This is a genomic window from Rubrivivax gelatinosus, assembly GCF_004340905.1.
GTDB lineage: Bacteria > Pseudomonadota > Gammaproteobacteria > Burkholderiales > Burkholderiaceae_C > Rubrivivax > Rubrivivax gelatinosus.
The window spans coordinates 195,859-211,794 of record NZ_SLXD01000011.1; the positions used below are offsets into that span (position 1 = coordinate 195,859).

At 71.0% G+C, this 15,936-nt stretch carries 19 protein-coding genes; 13 read left to right on the forward strand and 6 right to left on the reverse strand.

Annotation, left to right across the window (positions count from 1 at the left end; genetic code table 11):
- Positions 1-24: 24 nt before the first annotated feature.
- The gene (locus EV684_RS17595; protein WP_132648595.1) at positions 25-495 is read left to right on the forward strand and encodes a copper chaperone PCu(A)C; all 471 of its coding nucleotides are present in this window, start codon (positions 25-27) and stop codon (positions 493-495) included.
- 36 nt (positions 496-531) lie between these two features.
- Here the strand turns inward: EV684_RS17595 and ruvA are convergent, their stop codons facing one another.
- The 3 genes from ruvA to embS all read right to left on the reverse strand — a co-directional run bounded on the left by ruvA (position 532) and on the right by embS (position 3,737).
- Positions 532-1,110: a Holliday junction branch migration protein RuvA gene (ruvA, locus tag EV684_RS17600; protein WP_132648596.1), complete on the reverse strand. Its 579-nt coding sequence runs from the start codon at positions 1,108-1,110 to the stop codon at positions 532-534.
- 46 nt (positions 1,111-1,156) lie between these two features.
- Positions 1,157-1,801, reverse strand: coding sequence for a response regulator transcription factor EmbR (gene embR / locus EV684_RS17605; protein WP_043811534.1), 645 nt, complete (start codon positions 1,799-1,801; stop codon positions 1,157-1,159).
- 61 nt (positions 1,802-1,862) lie between these two features.
- The gene (gene embS / locus EV684_RS17610) at positions 1,863-3,737 is read right to left on the reverse strand and encodes a sensor histidine kinase EmbS (protein ID WP_132648597.1); all 1,875 of its coding nucleotides are present in this window, start codon (positions 3,735-3,737) and stop codon (positions 1,863-1,865) included.
- A gap of 82 nt (positions 3,738-3,819) precedes the next feature.
- Between embS and EV684_RS17615 the strand changes: the two genes are divergently transcribed.
- Positions 3,820-4,788, forward strand: coding sequence for a PhoH family protein (locus tag EV684_RS17615; RefSeq protein WP_132648598.1), 969 nt, complete (start codon positions 3,820-3,822; stop codon positions 4,786-4,788).
- Positions 4,778-5,221: an rRNA maturation RNase YbeY gene (ybeY, locus tag EV684_RS17620; protein WP_132648599.1), complete on the forward strand. Its 444-nt coding sequence runs from the start codon at positions 4,778-4,780 to the stop codon at positions 5,219-5,221. The genes EV684_RS17615 and ybeY overlap by 11 nt, the downstream gene beginning before the upstream one ends.
- Here the strand turns inward: ybeY and EV684_RS17625 are convergent, their stop codons facing one another.
- From EV684_RS17625 to hemB, 3 genes are read right to left on the reverse strand one after another with little or no spacing between them, the layout of a single operon-like run.
- Entirely contained in the window at positions 5,222-6,106 is an 885-nt protein-coding gene (locus EV684_RS17625) for a DMT family transporter (RefSeq protein WP_132648600.1), read from the reverse strand.
- A gap of 13 nt (positions 6,107-6,119) precedes the next feature.
- Positions 6,120-7,196 (reverse strand): magnesium transporter CorA family protein, encoded by a 1,077-nt coding sequence (locus tag EV684_RS17630; protein ID WP_132648601.1) that lies wholly within the window; start codon positions 7,194-7,196, stop codon positions 6,120-6,122.
- Positions 7,197-7,206: 10 nt separating this feature from the next.
- Entirely contained in the window at positions 7,207-8,211 is a 1,005-nt protein-coding gene (hemB, locus tag EV684_RS17635) for a porphobilinogen synthase (RefSeq protein ID WP_132648602.1), read from the reverse strand.
- Between the two features lie 244 nt (positions 8,212-8,455).
- Here hemB and EV684_RS17640 point away from each other — a divergent pair, with 244 nt between their 5' ends.
- The 10 genes from EV684_RS17640 to EV684_RS17685 all read left to right on the forward strand — a co-directional run bounded on the left by EV684_RS17640 (position 8,456) and on the right by EV684_RS17685 (position 15,845).
- Positions 8,456-8,884, forward strand: a complete 429-nt coding sequence (locus EV684_RS17640; RefSeq protein WP_132648603.1) for a CopD family protein — start codon at positions 8,456-8,458, stop codon at positions 8,882-8,884.
- Between the two features lie 16 nt (positions 8,885-8,900).
- Complete coding sequence (locus EV684_RS17645; protein ID WP_132648604.1) at positions 8,901-10,016, forward strand: VanZ family protein; 1,116 nt, start codon at positions 8,901-8,903, stop codon at positions 10,014-10,016.
- Positions 10,017-10,062: 46 nt separating this feature from the next.
- Complete coding sequence (locus EV684_RS17650) at positions 10,063-10,389, forward strand: (2Fe-2S) ferredoxin domain-containing protein (RefSeq protein WP_132648605.1); 327 nt, start codon at positions 10,063-10,065, stop codon at positions 10,387-10,389.
- Positions 10,386-11,003, forward strand: coding sequence for an alpha/beta hydrolase (locus tag EV684_RS17655; RefSeq protein WP_132648606.1), 618 nt, complete (start codon positions 10,386-10,388; stop codon positions 11,001-11,003). The genes EV684_RS17650 and EV684_RS17655 overlap by 4 nt, the downstream gene beginning before the upstream one ends.
- Positions 11,004-11,022: 19 nt before the next feature.
- A complete protein-coding gene (locus EV684_RS17660; RefSeq protein ID WP_132648607.1) occupies positions 11,023-12,168 on the forward strand; it encodes a D-alanyl-D-alanine carboxypeptidase family protein in 1,146 nt (381 codons plus the stop codon).
- Between the two features lie 37 nt (positions 12,169-12,205).
- The gene (locus tag EV684_RS17665; RefSeq protein ID WP_132648608.1) at positions 12,206-13,096 is read left to right on the forward strand and encodes a D-amino acid aminotransferase; all 891 of its coding nucleotides are present in this window, start codon (positions 12,206-12,208) and stop codon (positions 13,094-13,096) included.
- Positions 13,097-13,103: 7 nt separating this feature from the next.
- Positions 13,104-13,379, forward strand: coding sequence for a DUF493 family protein (locus EV684_RS17670; protein ID WP_132648609.1), 276 nt, complete (start codon positions 13,104-13,106; stop codon positions 13,377-13,379).
- Positions 13,380-13,384: 5 nt separating this feature from the next.
- Entirely contained in the window at positions 13,385-14,050 is a 666-nt protein-coding gene (lipB, locus tag EV684_RS17675) for a lipoyl(octanoyl) transferase LipB (protein ID WP_132648610.1), read from the forward strand.
- An 86-nt stretch (positions 14,051-14,136) separates the two neighbouring features.
- On the forward strand, positions 14,137-15,105 hold the full coding sequence (gene lipA, locus EV684_RS17680; RefSeq protein WP_132648611.1) for a lipoyl synthase: 969 nt from the start codon (positions 14,137-14,139) through the stop codon (positions 15,103-15,105).
- 62 nt (positions 15,106-15,167) lie between these two features.
- Entirely contained in the window at positions 15,168-15,845 is a 678-nt protein-coding gene (locus EV684_RS17685; RefSeq protein ID WP_132648612.1) for a DUF4197 domain-containing protein, read from the forward strand.
- Positions 15,846-15,936 lie beyond the last annotated feature (91 nt).

A 15,936-nucleotide genomic window follows, 5' to 3' on the forward strand; every position in this document is an offset into this window, starting at 1 on the left:
CGACGACCCAAGGAGTGTTTCGCGATGAACCGTAGCACCGCCGCCGTGATCGGCGCGCTGATGAGCCTGGCCGCGGCCGCCGCCTCGGCCCAGACCACCGTCAAGGAGGCCTGGATCCGCGGCACCGTCGCCCAGCAGAAGGCGACCGGCCTGTTCGCCCAGATCAGCTCGGCCCAGGGCGGCCGCCTGGTCGGCGCCTCGTCGCCGGTGGCCGGCGTCGTCGAGGTGCACGAGATGGCGATGGAAGGCAACGTGATGAAGATGCGCGCGCTGGCCAACGGCCTGGCGCTGCCGGCCGGCCAGACCGTCGAGCTCAAGCCCGGCGGCTACCACGTGATGCTGATGGACCTGAAGCAGCCGCTGGAAGCGGGCTCGACGGTGCCGGTGACGCTGGTCTTCGAAGGCGCCGACAAGAAGCGCGAGAGCGTCGAGCTGCAGGTGCCGGTGAAGGCGATGAACGCCGCGATGCCGGCGATGAAGCACTCGGGGCACTGAAGCGACTGACGCGCGAGGGTTCGGCCCTCGCGATCATCAGCGGTTCAGTGCCTTGAGCGCCAGCTTGATGCCTTCGCTGACGCCCACGTCCTTCGGCAGCGCCTTGGCCGCGGCCTGCGCCTCGCGCTCGTTGTAGCCCAGCGCCATCAGCGCCTGCACGATGTCGGCCTGCGCGTCGCCGGCGCCGCCGGCGGCCGCCGGCAGGCCCAGGTCGGGGGCGAGCTTGCCTTTGAGTTCCAGCAGCACGCGCTCGGCGGTCTTCTTGCCGATGCCCGGCACCTTGACCAGCCGTGCGCCGTCCTGCGCGGCGACGGCCTGCGACAGCTCGGCCACCGACAGCCCCGACAACAGCGCCAGCGCCATGCGCGGGCCGACGCCGCTGATCTTGACCAGCAGCCGGAAGGTCGCGCGTTCGCTCGCGGTGAGGAAGCCGAAGAGCTGCTGCGCGTCCTCGCGCACGACGAACTCGGTCAGCAGCACGACACGCTCGCCGAGCGCGGGCAGGTTGTAGAACGTGCTCATCGGCACGTCGACCTCGTAGCCGACGCCGCCGACGTCGACGAGCAGCTGCGGGGGGGTCTTTTCGGCCAGCGTGCCGGAGAGTCGTCCGATCATGGCCGTGATTGTCGCCGCGCCGGGCCGCGGGCCCGGCCTGCGGCGCTCAGCGGAACAGGCCCAGGCGCTGCGCCTCCAGCGCGGCCTCGGCGCGCGAGCTCACGTTGAGCTTGCGGTAGATCTGCTTGACGTAGTCGGCGATCGTGTGGCGCGACAGGCCCAGCTGCACGCCGATCTCGGGCAGCGTGTAGCCCTTGGCCACGCGCAGCAGGACTTCGCTCTCGCGGTCGGTCAGCTGCACGTGCGGCAGCAGCGAGGTCTGCGGCTTCGCCTTCTGCGTGAAGTGGGCCATCATGCGCCGCGCGATCGACGGCGACAGCGGCGGCTCGCCCTGGCTGATGCGCTGCAGCTGCTCGACGATCAGCTCGCGCGGCTGCTCCTTCAGGATGTAGCCGAAGGCCCCGGCCTGCAGCGCCGGGAACAGGTGCTCGTCGTCGTCGTGGATCGTGACGACCACCGACTGCGCGTCGGGCTGCACGTCGCGCAGCTTGGTGACGACGTCGACGCCGCTGCCGTCGGGCAGGCCCAGGTCGATCAGCGCGAGTTCGAACTTGACGGCCGCAGCCAGCGAGATCGCGTCCTGGACACGGGCGCTCTCGGAGATCTGGGCGGTCGGGAAGACCTGGAGCACCAGCTTGCGCATCCACGCGCGGATCTCGGGCAGGTCTTCGAGCAGCAGGACGTTCTTCATGGAATCGGGCTCGTTCGGGCCGAAAACTTATGCTAACAGCAGCCGGGTGCCGTGGGACGGGCTAGGGGGCGGCCTCGAGCGCGCGGTCCAGCGGGATCGTGAGCCGTATCACGGTCCCCCGCCCGGGCGAGGATTCGACCAGGCACTGGCCCTGCAGCTGCTTGGCGCGGTTCTTCATCGTCGCCATGCCGTGGCCGCGGTCCAGCCGGCCGTCGTTCTCGATCTTGATGCCGTCGCCGTCGTCCTGGACGACGAGCTTGAAGTCGCCGTCGGCCACCGTGCAGGTCACCGAGGCGTGCGAGCCGCCGCTGTGCTTGATGATGTTGCTGGTGGCCTCGCGCAGGATGCGCGTGGTCTGCACGAAGGCGCGCGCCGACAGCATCTGCGTCAGGTCCTCGGGCGCCTCCCACTCGGCCTGGATGCCGGCCTGCGCGAGCCGGTTGACGACCTCGGCGCGCCAGTCGCCCAGCGCGTCGGCGATGCGCACCGCGCGCCCGGTCAGGCCACGCACCGACAGCCGCATCTCCTCCAGCGCCTCGCGCGCCAGTGTCGAGATGCGCTGGTCGTCGCTGGTGTGCACGATGGTCAGCAGCTTGGCGCCGAGGTCGTCGTGCAGGTCGGCGGCGATGCGCTTGCGCTCGCGTTCGGTGATCTGCTCGACACGCAGTTCGGCGAGCTGGCGGAAGTTGCGCTCGATCTCGGCGGTGGCTTCGCGCACGCGTTCCTCCAGGTGGGCGCGGCCGAGTTCGGCTTCCTGCAGCGCACGCCCGTGCTGCTGCACCAGGCGCAGGCCGACGACGACGAACATCAGCGGCGCCACCAGGCGGGCCGCCTGCGCCGGCATCGGGCTGCCACCGAGCTGCTGCGAGACGAACTCCACCAGCCCGGCCAGCGCCAGCGTGCCCAGCGTCGCCGCCATCACCCACGACGAGCGCGAGTGCGCGCGCCATTGCGCACGGAGGTAGTAGATCGCCGCGGCGCCGACCTGCAGCCCCAGCACCAGCGACCACAGCATCGTCAGCGCGTGCAGCTGCGTGGGGCCGGCCAGCACCAGCGAGGCCGGCATCGCCGCGCACTGCAGCGGCAGCAGGCGGTCGGCGACGCGGCTGCGGTGCTGGGCGTAGCGCAGCAGGAACTGCACCGCCGCCAGCGTGATGAAGGCCAGCAGCGAGCACAGCAGGAACTCGGCGACCGCGGGGTCCACCGGCACCGTGCGCAGCCACAGCCTGGCCTCCAGCGCCGACCACAGCACCGACAGCGCGCCGAAGCAGGCCAGGTGCGACTCGCGCCGGTTGATCGTGCCGAGCACGAACATGAAGCTGCCCATCAGCAGCAGCGTCGCCGACAGCGCCTGCGGCAGCGCGACGGCGAAGGTGTGCTGGCGCGCCTGCCGGTGCAGCAGCTGCGACTGCGGGCCGAGCTCCAGCGCCGACAGCCCGCCGGCGCGCCAGCGCGAGCCCACGCGCGCCAGCGGCTGGCCGGCGACCTTGATGTCCAGCGTGTTCAGTTCCGGCGCGATCAGCGCCGAGGGCAGCGTCACCAGCTGCGGCTGGCCGCAGTTGTTGGTCAGCGGCTCGCGCATGCGCCCGCCGCTGAAGACGAGCTGGCCGTTGAGGTAGACCTCGAGGTTGGTGCAGGCGCGTTCGATGTACAGCGCGCTCAGCTCGTCGCCCGGGCGCTCCGGCGCGCGAAAGCCCACCCGGTACCAGACCGGCCCGCTGGCGCCCGGCCGCGAGCGCGACCAGTCGTCGGGCAGGCTGACCGGCCTGGCCGCCGCATCGGCGGGGAAGCCGGGCGTGTCGCCCGGCGCCGCCAGCGCCGAGGTGATGCGCAGCGTCTGCGCCGCCGCCGGCAGCGCCGGCAGTGCCAGCAGGGCGAGCAGCAGCAGGGTCGGCAGCGACGACAGGCGGCGGAGCAGGACGGCGTACAACGACATGTCGACCGATTCTGAGGCATGCCGCTTGCCCGGCGGCGCTGCGACAATGGCACTCCCCGCCGTCCCCCCGCATCCTCGCCGCTTGATCCGCCGCCACACGCTCGCCCCGGCCGACCACCGTCGGCTCGCCCACCTCTGCGGCCCGCTCGACGCGCACCTGCGTGCCATCGAAGCCGGCCTCGGCGTCACGCTCGCACGCCGCGACGACAGCTTCCGCATCGACGGCGCACGCGCCGCGGTCGAACGCGCCGTCGCGCTGCTCGACCGGCTGTACGAGCAGGCCGACGCGCCGATCGGCGATCGCCGGCTGCAGCTCGCGCTGGCCGAAGCCGGTGCGATGCCGCTGCCTGCGCCCGGCACGCCGGCCGAAGGCAGCGCCGAGCGCATCGTGCTGCACACGCGCCACGCCGACCTCGTCGGCCGCACGCCCAACCAGGTGCAGTACCTGCGCCAGATCCTGGCGCACGACATCACGTTCGGCATCGGCCCGGCCGGCACCGGCAAGACCTTTCTCGCCGTCGCCTGCGCCGTCGACGCGCTGGAGCGCCACGGCGTGCAGCGCATCGTGCTGACCCGGCCCGCGGTCGAGGCCGGCGAGCGCCTGGGTTTCCTGCCCGGCGACCTGGCGCAGAAGGTCGACCCCTACCTGCGCCCGCTGTACGACGCGCTCTACGACCTGATGGGCTTCGACCGCGTCGCCAAGGCCTTCGAGCGCGGGCTGATCGAGATCGCGCCGCTGGCCTTCATGCGCGGGCGCACGCTGAACCACGCGTTCGTGATCCTCGACGAGGCGCAGAACACCACGCGCGAGCAGATGAAGATGTTCCTCACGCGCATCGGCTTCGGCAGCAAGTGCGTCGTCACCGGCGACGTCAGCCAGGTCGACCTGCCCAAGGGCATGGCCAGCGGCCTCGTCGAGGCCCGGCACATCCTCAAGCGCGTGCCGGGCATCGCGTTCACCGATTTCACCGCCGCCGACGTCGTGCGCCACCCGCTGGTGGCGCGCATCGTCGAGGCCTACGACGCCGCCCGGGAGCCGCGTGAAGCCTGAACTCCAACTGTCGCTGCAGTTCGCCGACGCCCGCCACCGCGGCGCGCTGGCGCGCCACCGCGTCGCGCGCTTCGTGCGCACGGCGCTCGAATCCAACGGCCGCATCGCGGTGCGCATCGTCGACGAGGACGAAGGCCGCACGCTCAACCGCGAGTACCGCGGCAAGGACTACGCGACCAACGTGCTGACCTTCGACTACGAGCACGAGCCCGAGGTCGTCGCCGACCTGGTCCTCTGTGCGCCGGTCGTCGAACGCGAGGCCGCCGAGCAAGGCGTGACGCTGGAGGCGCATTACGCCCACCTGCTGGTGCACGGCACGCTGCACGCGCAGGGCTGGGACCACGAGGACGACGGCGAGGCCGAGGCGATGGAAGCGCGCGAGACCGAGCTGCTCGCGGCGCTGGGCTTCGCCGACCCCTACGCGCGGGGCTGATCAGCCGGCTTTCGGCCGCACCAGCACCGAGGCGATCGCCGCGACGATGAGCAGCATCGCCGCGAAGTCCTGCCAGTGCAGCGTCTCGCCGAGCGCCAGCGCGCCGGAGAAGGTGCCGAGCACCGGGATCATCATCACGCTGATCGAGCTGGCCACCGGCGGCAGCGTGCGCGCCAGGTAGAACCAGGCCGCCTGCGCGAAGCAGAACACGCCGATGGCGTTGTAGGCGATGGCCCAGGCCACCGGCGCCGACGGCAGGGTCCAGCGCTGGGACTCGAAAGCCAGCGCCAGCACGCACATCACGGCGGTCGTCACCGCCGTCATCCAGAACGCCACCGCGAGCAGCGGCACCGGGATCGTGCTGCGCCGCAGGCGGTGCGTGCCGTAGGCCCAGGTCGCCGCGGCCAGCAGCATCGCCGCCGCGGCCCAGGGCGCGCCGGCCAGGCGCCCGGCCTCGTGTGCCAGCAGCAGCACCACGCCCAGCCCGGCAGCCACGACGCCCGCGAGCTGGCGCCAGCCCAGCCGGTCGCCGAACAGCCAGCGGCCCCACAGCGCCGCGAACACCGGCATCGAGTAGCCGAGGATCGCCGCGCGGCCCGAGCTCAGCGACGGGATCGCGAGGATCACGACGACGTGCCAGACCAGCATGTTGGACACCGTCAGCCGCAGCAGCTCGCCCCAGTGCGCACGCGGCAGGGCCAGCGGCACGCGCAGCGCCAGCAGCGCCAGGCCGAACAGCGGCAGGCCGGCGAGCATCGACACGGCGCGGAAGGACAGCGGCGGGAAGCCGCTGACGCCGAGTTTCATCACCGGCCAGTTCAGGCCCCAGATCAGGGTCAGCAGCAGCAGCAGGACCGCCAGCTGGCGGCGGGTCGGACGCGTCATCGGCAGGACAGGTTCAGCGGCGCTCTTCGCCGAGATAGCGCTTGCGCCAGAAGAACACCGCCAGCCCGATGCCGACGGCCAGCATCAGCCAGATCGCGACCCAGATGCCGCTGCTCGAATGCACCAGCGGCAGGAAGTCGAAGTTCATGCCGAAGAAGCCGGTAATCAGGTTCAGCGGCATGAAGACGGCGGTCAGCACCGTCAGCGTGCGCATGATGTCGTTGGTGCGGTGCGCCACCGCCGAGAAGTGCATCTGCACCGCCGTCTCGGCCGAGTGCTCGAGCCGGCGCACGTGCGACAGCACGCGCTCGACGTGTTCGAGCACGTCGCGCGAACGCACGCGCAGCAGCTCGCGCTCACGCTGGGCCGCGGCTTCGGCGGGCTCGGGCCATTCGTCGAGCGCGTCGATCCACTCCTGCATCGCGCTGCGCTGGTCCTCGCAGGTGTCCTCCAGCGCGTGCAGCGCGGTGCGCGACTGCAGCAGCACGCTCCAGTCGCCGAAGCGGCTCTTCGGGTCGAGCAGGCGCTGCTGCAGGTAGCCGAGCTGGCGCGTCAGCAGCCGGCGCAGGTCCAGGTAGCTGTCGACCATGTGGTTGACCATGCGCAGCATCAGGTCCGGCGGGCTGGCCGGCAGCCGCGCGCCGGCACCGGCCAGGCGCGCCGCGAAGTGCTCGTGCACGGCGCAGTCGGTCGGGTGCACGGTGACGAGCACGCGATCGAAGACGGCGAAACCGACCGGGCTGGTGTCGATCGCACGCAGCGCACGTTCGGCGCTGGCCATCGTGCCGTGTTCGTCGTCGACGAACAGGTCCTGGCTGCCGGCCGCCGCCGCGAGGCGGCGGAAGACCAGCAGGTCGTACCAGGAGGTGTAGTCGTAGTGGCTCGGCAGCTGGTTGTTCAGCAGGTCCGAGACGTGCAGGTCGACGAGCGCGCCGAGGCTCCAGCGCTGCAGCGCCGCCTGCAACTCGCCTTGCCGCAGTTCGAAGACGCGGCGCGCGCTGCCGATCCAGAGGAAGCCCTCGGCCGGCAGCGCGTCCGGCAGCGCGCCAAGTTCGCGCAAACCCGGCGCGCCGACGTGGAAGACCCGCATGCGGGCGGGATCAGCGCTGGCGCAGCAGACGCGCGGCGTCGAGCGCGAAGTAGGTCAGGATGCCGTCGGCACCGGCGCGCTTGAAGGCCAGCAGCGCTTCCATCATCACGGCGTCGTGGTCCAGCCAGCCGTTGGCCGCGGCGGCCTTGATCATCGCGTACTCGCCGCTGACCTGGTAGGCGAAGGTCGGCATGCCGAACTCGTCCTTCACGCGGCGCACGATGTCCAGGTACGGCAGGCCGGGCTTGACCATCACCATGTCGGCGCCCTCGGCGATGTCCAGCGCCACTTCGCGCAGGGCCTCGTCGGAGTTGCCCGGGTCCATCTGGTAGACCTTCTTGTCGCTCTTGCCCAGCGTGCCGCGGGTGCCGACGGCGTCGCGGAACGGGCCGTAGAAGGCGCTCGCGTACTTGGCGCTGTAGGCCATGATGCGCGTGTGGATGTGGCCGCCGGCCTCCAGCGCGTTGCGGATCGCGCCGATGCGCCCGTCCATCATGTCGCTGGGCGCGACGATGTCGACGCCGGCGGCGGCGTGCGTCAGCGCCTGCGCGGTCAGCACCTCGACGGTGGCGTCGTTGAGGATGTAGCCGGTCTCGTCGAGCAGGCCGTCCTGGCCGTGGCTGGTGTACGGGTCCAGCGCGACGTCGGTCATCACGCCGAGCTCGGGGAAACGGTCCTTCAGCGCGCGCACGGTGCGCGGGATCAGGCCGTCGGGGTTGGTCGCTTCGCGGCCGTCGGGCGTCTTCAGCGAGGCGTCGATGTTCGGGAACAGCGCCAGCACCGGGATGCCCAGCTCGACGCACTGCTCGGCGACGCCGAACAGCATGTCCTGGCTCATGCGCTGCACGCCGGGCATGCTCGGCACGTCCTGGACCTGCTTCGTGCCTTCGAGCACGAACACCGGGTAGATGAAGTCTTCCGGGGCCAGCCGGTTTTCGCGCACGAGGGCGCGGGTGAAGGCATCACGGCGCAGCCGGCGCGGCCGGCTCGCGGGGAACGGAGGGAGGGTACGCACGATCGATCCTGGGGGTTCTGGAGCGTGTCACACGCCTGCGAAGGCCCGACGGATTTCGGTTGGCTCTTCGCCGGTCACTCTGCTAAAGTGACCGATGAATGATAGCCGCACGCGCGGTGGTCATTCCCTGCTTTTCCTCCCTGAGCAGGTGCCTTACCGTGATGACAGCGATAAGGCTTGCTGGCCCCGGCTCCGCGCCGGGGCCTCCTTTTTTCTGCCTCGTGGCGCCCGCCATAATGGCCCGATGAGCTACCTCTGGGTCAAGGCCTTCCACATCATCTTCGTGGCGAGCTGGTTCGCCGGGCTGTTCTATCTGCCGCGTCTGTTCGTCAACCTGGCGATGGTGCCGTCGGACAGCCACGCCGAGCGCGAGCGCCTGCTGCTGATGGCACGCAAGCTGTACCGCTTCATGATGATCCTGATGGTCCCGGCCTTCGTGCTGGGGCTGCTGCTGTGGCTGTACTACGGCGTCGGCGCCGGGGCCGGCTGGCTGCATGCCAAGCTGACGCTGGTGGCCGGCATCCTCGTCTACCAGGAGTTCTGCCGCCGCGTGCTCAAGGACTTCGAGAACTCGGCCAACAAGCGCTCGCACAAGTGGTTCCGGGTCTTCAACGAGGTCACGGTGATCCTGTTCATGGCGATCGTCGTGCTGGTCGTCGTCAAGCCCTTCTAGCGGGCGCACCGCAGGCGTGACGAGCGACCGTCACCGCAGCTCGGCCACGCCGCTGGCGGCAGCGTTCGCGGCGCTGATCGTCTACGCCAGCCTGTTCCCGTTCGAGGGCTGGCGCTTGCCGCCCGGGCAGGAGCTGACGGCGCTGCTGGCGCTGCCCTGGCCGCGCTGGGTGACGCCGTTCGACGACTGGTCCAACTTCGTCGGCTACGTGCCGCTGGGGGCGCTGCTTCTGATCGCCGCGCGGCGCAGTGGCTGGCGGCCGCTGCCGTCGCTGGCGCTGGGCATCGTGCTTTCGGCGCTGCTGTCCTACGGCGCCGAGGTCACGCAGCAGTTCCTGCCGACGCGTCACCCGTCGCTGAAGGACTTCGTGCTCAACTCGGCGGGCGGCGCCATCGGTGCGCTGGCCGGCGCGGCGCTGCATGCCGCCGGTCTGGTCGACCGCTGGCACCAGCTGCGCCAGCGCTGGTTCGTGCCGCGCAGCGCCGGCGCGCTGGCGCTGCTGGCGCTGTGGCCGCTGGGCCTGCTGTTCCCGGCGCCGGTGCCGCTGGGCCTGGGCCAGTTCGGCGAGCGTCTGCGCGGCTACGCGCTCGACTGGATCGACGAGGTGCCCTGGGCCGACCCGGTCTACGAACTGCTGGCCGCGTTGCCGACGCCCGCCGAGCGCCTGTGGCCACCGGCCGAAGCCGCGGTCACGGCGCTGGGGCTGCTGGCGCCCTGTCTGGTGGCGTACTCGGTCGTCGCGCCGGGCTGGCGGCGTGCGGTGCTGGCCGCGGGTGCGCTGGCGCTGGCCGCGGCGACGATGACGCTGTCGACCCTGCTGAACTTCGGTCCGCAGCACGCGCTGGCCTGGCTGACGCCGACCGTGGGCCCGGTGCTGCTGGCCGCGGCCGGCATCGCGTTGCTGCTCGCGCCGGTGGGGCGGCGTGTCGCCTGCGGCTTGGGGCTGGTGGTGCTGACGGTTCTGGTGACGCTGGTCGCGCAGGCGCCGGCCGACCCGTACTTCGCCGACAGCCTGCAGAGCTGGGAGCAGGGGCGCTTCGTGCGTTTCCACGGGCTGGCGCAGTGGGTCGGCTGGCTCTGGCCCTATGCCGCGGGCGGCTGGCTGCTGGGGCGTCTGGCCAGCCGCGAGTGATGCCCTGCGCGCCGTCGGTGCCGGGGGCGCTGCCTACAATCCCGCCATGAGTTATTTCCGGCACCACATCTTCTTCTGCCTCAACGAACGGCCCGCCGGAGAGTCGAGCTGCGCCCGCCAGGGCGCCCAGGAGGCGTTCGAACACTGCAAGGCGCGTGTCAAGGCCGAGGGCCTGTCCGGCGCCGGCGGCGTGCGCGTCAACAAGGCCGGCTGCCTGGACCGCTGCGCCGGCGGCCCGGTGGCCGTCGTCTACCCCGAAGGCACCTGGTACACCTACGTCGACCGCGAGGACATCGACGAGATCGTCGAGTCGCACCTGTTGAACGGGCGGCCCGTCGAGCGCCTGATGCTGCCGCCCGACGTCGGCCGATGAACGCCGCCACCGAGCGCCGGGCGATTCCCGGCCCGGCCGGCCCGCTGGACGTCGCGATCGACGCCCCCGCGGCCGGCCTGCGCGGCGTCGCCGTGCTCTGCCACCCGCACCCGCTGCACGGCGGCACGATGGACAACAAGGTCGTGCAGACGCTGGCGCGCGCCTTCGTGCAGCTGGGCTACCGCGCGGTGCGATTCAACTTCCGCGGTGTCGGCGGCTCCGGCGGTGAATGGGATGCCGGGGTCGGCGAGCTGGACGACGCGCTGGCCGTCGCCGCCGCCTTGCGCGACCCCTCGCTGCCGCTGGCCGTCGGCGGCTTCTCCTTCGGCGGTGCGATCGCCACCCAGCTGGCTGCGCGCCTGGCCGACGCCGGCACGCCGGTCGAGCGCCAGGTGCTCGTCGCGCCGGCGGTGCGGAACTTTCGCGCCGCGCCGGTGCCTCAGGACAGCGTCGTGATCCACGGCGAGGCCGACGAGGTCGTGCCGCTGGCGGCGGTGCTCGACTGGGCGCGTCCCCAGTCGCTGCCGCTGACGGTGGTGCCCGGCGCCGGCCATTTCTTCCACGGGCAGCTCACGCTGCTCAAGCAGATCGTCGTCGGTGCCTGGCACCGCTGACCCACCCCATTTTTTCCCGATGAAACGAATCCTGTCCCTGGTGCTGGCCCTCTTCGTGGCCGGCGCCCACGCCCAGGCGCCGGTGCCACCCGAGGTCGCCGCGCGCCAGTACATCCTGATCGACGCCAGCGCCAACCAGGTGCTGGCCGAACGCGACGCCGACACGCCGGCCGATCCGGCCTCGCTGACCAAGCTGATGAGCGCCTACCTGGTGTTCAACGCGATCCGTGACGGCAAGCTCGCGCTGGACCAGCGCGTGCCGGTGTCCACGCGCGCCTGGGACGAACGCAAGTACGGCGGCTCGCTGATGTTCATCGACACGCGCATGCAGCCGCGCGTCGACGAACTGCTGCGCGGCATGATCGTGCAGAGCGGCAACGACGCGACGGTGGCGCTGGCCGAGGCGGTCGGCGGCACGGTCGAGAACTTCGTCGCGATGATGAACAAGCAGGCCCAGGCCTGGGGCCTGAAGAACACGCAGTTCAAGAACCCCTCGGGTCTGACCGAGCCGGGCCACAAGACGACGCCGCGCGAGATCGCCTACATCGCCACGCGCATCATCCAGGACCACCCGAAGTTCTATCCGATCTACTCGGAGCGGGCCTACGCGTTCAACAACATCCGCCAGGACAACCGCAACCTGCTGCTGGGCCGCGACGCCAGCGTCGACGGCATGAAGACCGGCTACACCGAGGCCGCCGGCTACTGCCTGGTCGCCAGCGCCCAGCGCGACATGCCCAACGGCAAGCGCCGGCTGCTGTCGGTGGTGATGGGCACGGCCTCGATGCAGGCCCGCGCCAACGAGAGCCAGAAGCTGCTGAACTGGGGCTACGCCGCCTGGGACGCGATCCGCCTGTTCGACGCCGGCAAGGCCGTGGCCACGGTGCCGGTCTGGAAGGGCAGCAAGTCCGAAGCCCGCCTGGGCGCGCCGGGCGCGATCTTCGTCGCCGTGCCGCGCGGCGAGGGCGACAAGCTGAAGACCTCGATCGAGCGCACCGACCCGCTGGTGGCGCCGCTGCAGCAGGGTCAGCGCGTCGGTACGCTGAAGGTGACGACTGCCGGTGGCACGACGGTGGCCCAGATTCCGCTGCAGGTGCTGGAGCCGGTGGAGCTGGCCGGCATCTTCGGCCGCGCCTGGGATGCCGTGAGGCTCTGGATCAAGTAATCTGGGGCCTTCACGCGGCGTCCACACCGAGACCGTCATGGCGATCGCCCTGCCCGACACGCTCTGCTACCTGAACGGCCACTACACCCCGCTCGCCGAGGCGAAGATCCCGGTCCTGGACCGCGGCTTCATCTTCGGCGACGGGATCTACGAGGTCGTGCCGGTCTACGGCCGGCGGCTGTTCCGCTTCGACGAGCACCTGGCGCGGCTGGAGCGCAGCCTGGCGAAGATCCGCATCCCGAACCCGCACACGCGCGACGAGTGGCTGGAGCGCTGCCGCTGCCTGGTGCAGACGCTGGCCGAGACGCGCGGCGTCGACGATCAGGTGGTCTACATCCAGGTCACGCGCGGCGTCGCCCCGCGTGACCACGTGATGCCCGACGGGCTGGAGCCGACCGTCTTCATGATGGTCAACCCGTTGAAGCACGCGACGGCCGAGCAGCGCCACCACGGCGTGGCCTGCATCACCGCGCGCGACTTCCGCTGGGAGCGCGGCGACATCAAGAGCACCAGCCTGCTGGGCAACGTGCTCGCGCGCCAGATCTCGGCCGACCACGGCGCCGTCGAGACCGTCCTGCTGCGCGACGGTTTCCTCACCGAGGCCTCGTCGAGCAACGTCTGGATCGTGCAGGAAGGCGCGCTGATCGGCGCGCCCAAGAGCGAGCACGTGCTCGAGGGCATCCGCTTCGAGCTGCTGCGCGAGCTGTGCGAGGACTGCGATATCCCCTACAGCCTGCGCCCGGTCTCCGAGGCCGAGCTGCTGTCGGCCGACGAGGTGCTGCTGAGTTCGGCCACCAAGGAGGTGCTGCCGGTCACGCGCCTGGACGGCGTGCCGGTGGGCCATGGCGCGCTGCGTGGCAAGCCGGGCCCGGTCTATGCCCGCCTGTACGAGGCTTACCAGCAGGCCAAGCGCCTGCAGTCGATCTGAAGTCAAGATGGCCGACATCCCGCCCGAACAAAGCCTCATCGAGTACCCGAGCGCCTTCCCGATCAAGGTGATGGGCGCGCACGTCGAGGGCTTCGAGGAAGCCATCGTCTCAGTCGCCCTGCGTTTCGACCCCGAGTTCGACCGCCAGCGCGTCGAGCGCCGTCCGAGCAAGGGCGGCAACTACATGGGGCTCACGATCACCGTCATGGCGACGAGCCGCGAGCAGCTCGACGAGCTCTACCGCACGCTCAGCACGCACCCGATGGTCAAGGTCGTGCTCTGACGGCGATGCGGCTGCTGCTGCAGGGTCGGCGCGACTACGCCGAGACCGAGGCCGCGATGCGCGGCTTCACCGAGGCGCGCACGGCCGACACCGAAGACGAGATCTGGCTCGTCGAGCACCCGCCGGTCTTCACGCAAGGCATCGCCGGGCGCGACGCGCACGTGCTCGCCGCCGGCGAGATCCCGGTCGTGCGCACCAACCGCGGCGGCCAGGTCACGTATCACGGCCCCGGCCAGGTCGTCGCCTACCCGCTCGTGGATCTGCGGCGCGCCGGCTACTTCGTCAAGGAGTACGTCTTCCGCCTCGAGGAGGCGGTGCTGGACGTGCTCGGCGCCGTCGGCGTCACCGGCCACCGCGTGCGCGGCGCGCCGGGCATCTACGTGCGCCTGGACGACCCCTTCGGCCACGCGCGCCTGGTGCCGCGCGACGAAGAGCCGTTCGCCGGCCTGGGCAAGATCGCCGCGCTGGGCATCAAGGTGAGCGGCCACTGCAGCTATCACGGGGCGGCGCTGAACGTCGCGATGGACCTGCAGCCTTTCGAGCGCATCGACCCCTGCGGCTACAAGGGGCTGAAGACGGTGGACCTGCGCTCGCTGGGCATCGAGGTCGCGTGGGAGGACGCCGCGCGCGCCTTCGGCCAGGCGCTGGCGCGGCGGCTGGCGCCGGGCTGATCCGCGCGGCGCCGACCCTGACGCCCGGGCGGCGAAGGGCCGGGGCGGATAATCCCGGGCCTTCACGCCCGCCCTCGTCCCGCGCCATGACCGACTCCCAGACCCCGGCCTACGACCCGACCGCCAAGCAGAAGTCGCAGGCCAAGACCTCGCGCATCCCGATCAAGGTGGTGCCGGCAGAGGTGCTGAAGAAGCCGGAGTGGATCCGCGTGAAGGCGGGTTCGGCGTCCTCGCGTTTCTACGAGATCAAGAACGTGCTGCGCGAGCAGAAGCTGCACACGGTCTGCGAGGAAGCCTCGTGCCCGAACATCGGCGAGTGTTTCGGCAAGGGCACGGCGACCTTCATGATCATGGGCGACAAGTGCACGCGGCGCTGCCCGTTCTGCGACGTCGGCCACGGCCGCCCGGACCCGTTGGACGCCGAGGAGCCGAAGAAGCTGGCCCAGACCGTCGCCGCGCTGAAGCTGAAGTACGTCGTCGTCACCAGCGTCGACCGCGACGACCTGCGCGACGGCGGCGCCCAGCACTTCGTCGACTGCATCACGGCGATCCGCGAGGCGTCGCCGCAGACCCGCATCGAGGTGCTGGTGCCCGACTTCCGCGGCCGCCTGGACAAGGCGCTGGCGATCCTGAAGACCGCGCCGCCGGATGTCATGAACCACAACCTGGAGACCGTGCCGCGCCTGTACAAGGAAGCGCGGCCGGGCGCCGACTACGCCTTCAGCCTGAACCTGCTCAAGCGCTTCAAGGAAGAGGTGCCGGCCGTGCCGACGAAAAGCGGGCTGATGGTCGGCCTGGGCGAGACCGACGAGGAGATCCTCGAGGTGATGCGCGAAATGCGCACGCACGGCATCGAGATGCTGACGCTGGGCCAGTACCTCGCGCCCAGCGGCCACCACCTGCCGGTGCGCCGCTACGTGCACCCGGACACCTTCAAGATGTTCGAGCGCGAGGCCGCGGCCATGGGCTTCAGCCACGCCGCCGTCGGCGCGATGGTGCGTTCCAGCTACCACGCCGACCAGCAGGCGCACGCGGCGGGCGTGACCGAAGGCTGACCGGGTTGCCAGCGCGCGAGGGCGCGCGCACGATCTCGTCTTCCCGTCTTGATGGAGATGCGATGGATCGCAGGCAATTCGCGTGGACGCTGGCCGCCGCGGCGGGCGTCTGTCCGCTCGCCGGCCGCGCCGCCGCGCTGACCGAAACCGATGCCGTGGCCGGCGTGCGCGCGGCACTGGAGCGCGGCGCGGTCGCTGCCGTCGGGCTGCTGGGCCGCACCGACGGGTTCCTCGGCAATCCCAAGGTGCGCATCCCGCTGCCGGGCGCACTGGAGGACGCCGCCGGGCTGCTGCGCGCCACCGGCCAGGGCAAACGCGTCGACGAACTGGTGACGGCGATGAACCGCGCCGCCGAGGCCGCGGTGCCCGAGGCCCGCACCCTGCTCGTCAGCGCGGCGAAGTCCATCAGCGTCGAGGACGCGTTGGACATCGTGCGCGGCGGCGAGACCTCGGTGACCGACTTCTTCGCGCGCAAGACGCGCCAGCCGCTGGGCGTGAAGTTCCTGCCCATCGTCACCAAGGCCACCGAGAAGGTGAAGCTGGCGGATCGCTACAACGCCGTGGCCGGCAAGGCCTCGCGTTTCGGGCTCGTCCGGCAGGAGGACGCCAACGTCCAGCAGTACGTCACCGCCAAGGCGCTCGACGGCCTGTACCTGATGATCGGCGAGGAGGAGAAGAAGATCCGTGCCGACCCGGTGGGCACCGGCAGCGCGATCCTGCGCAAGGTCTTCTCGCTCTAGCTGTGAAGTGTCAACAGGTTCTTTCGGGGAACCAAGAGACGTGAGACCGGCGGCTTGAGGTCGATGCTGTGGTGTGGCCTGTGCCAGTTGT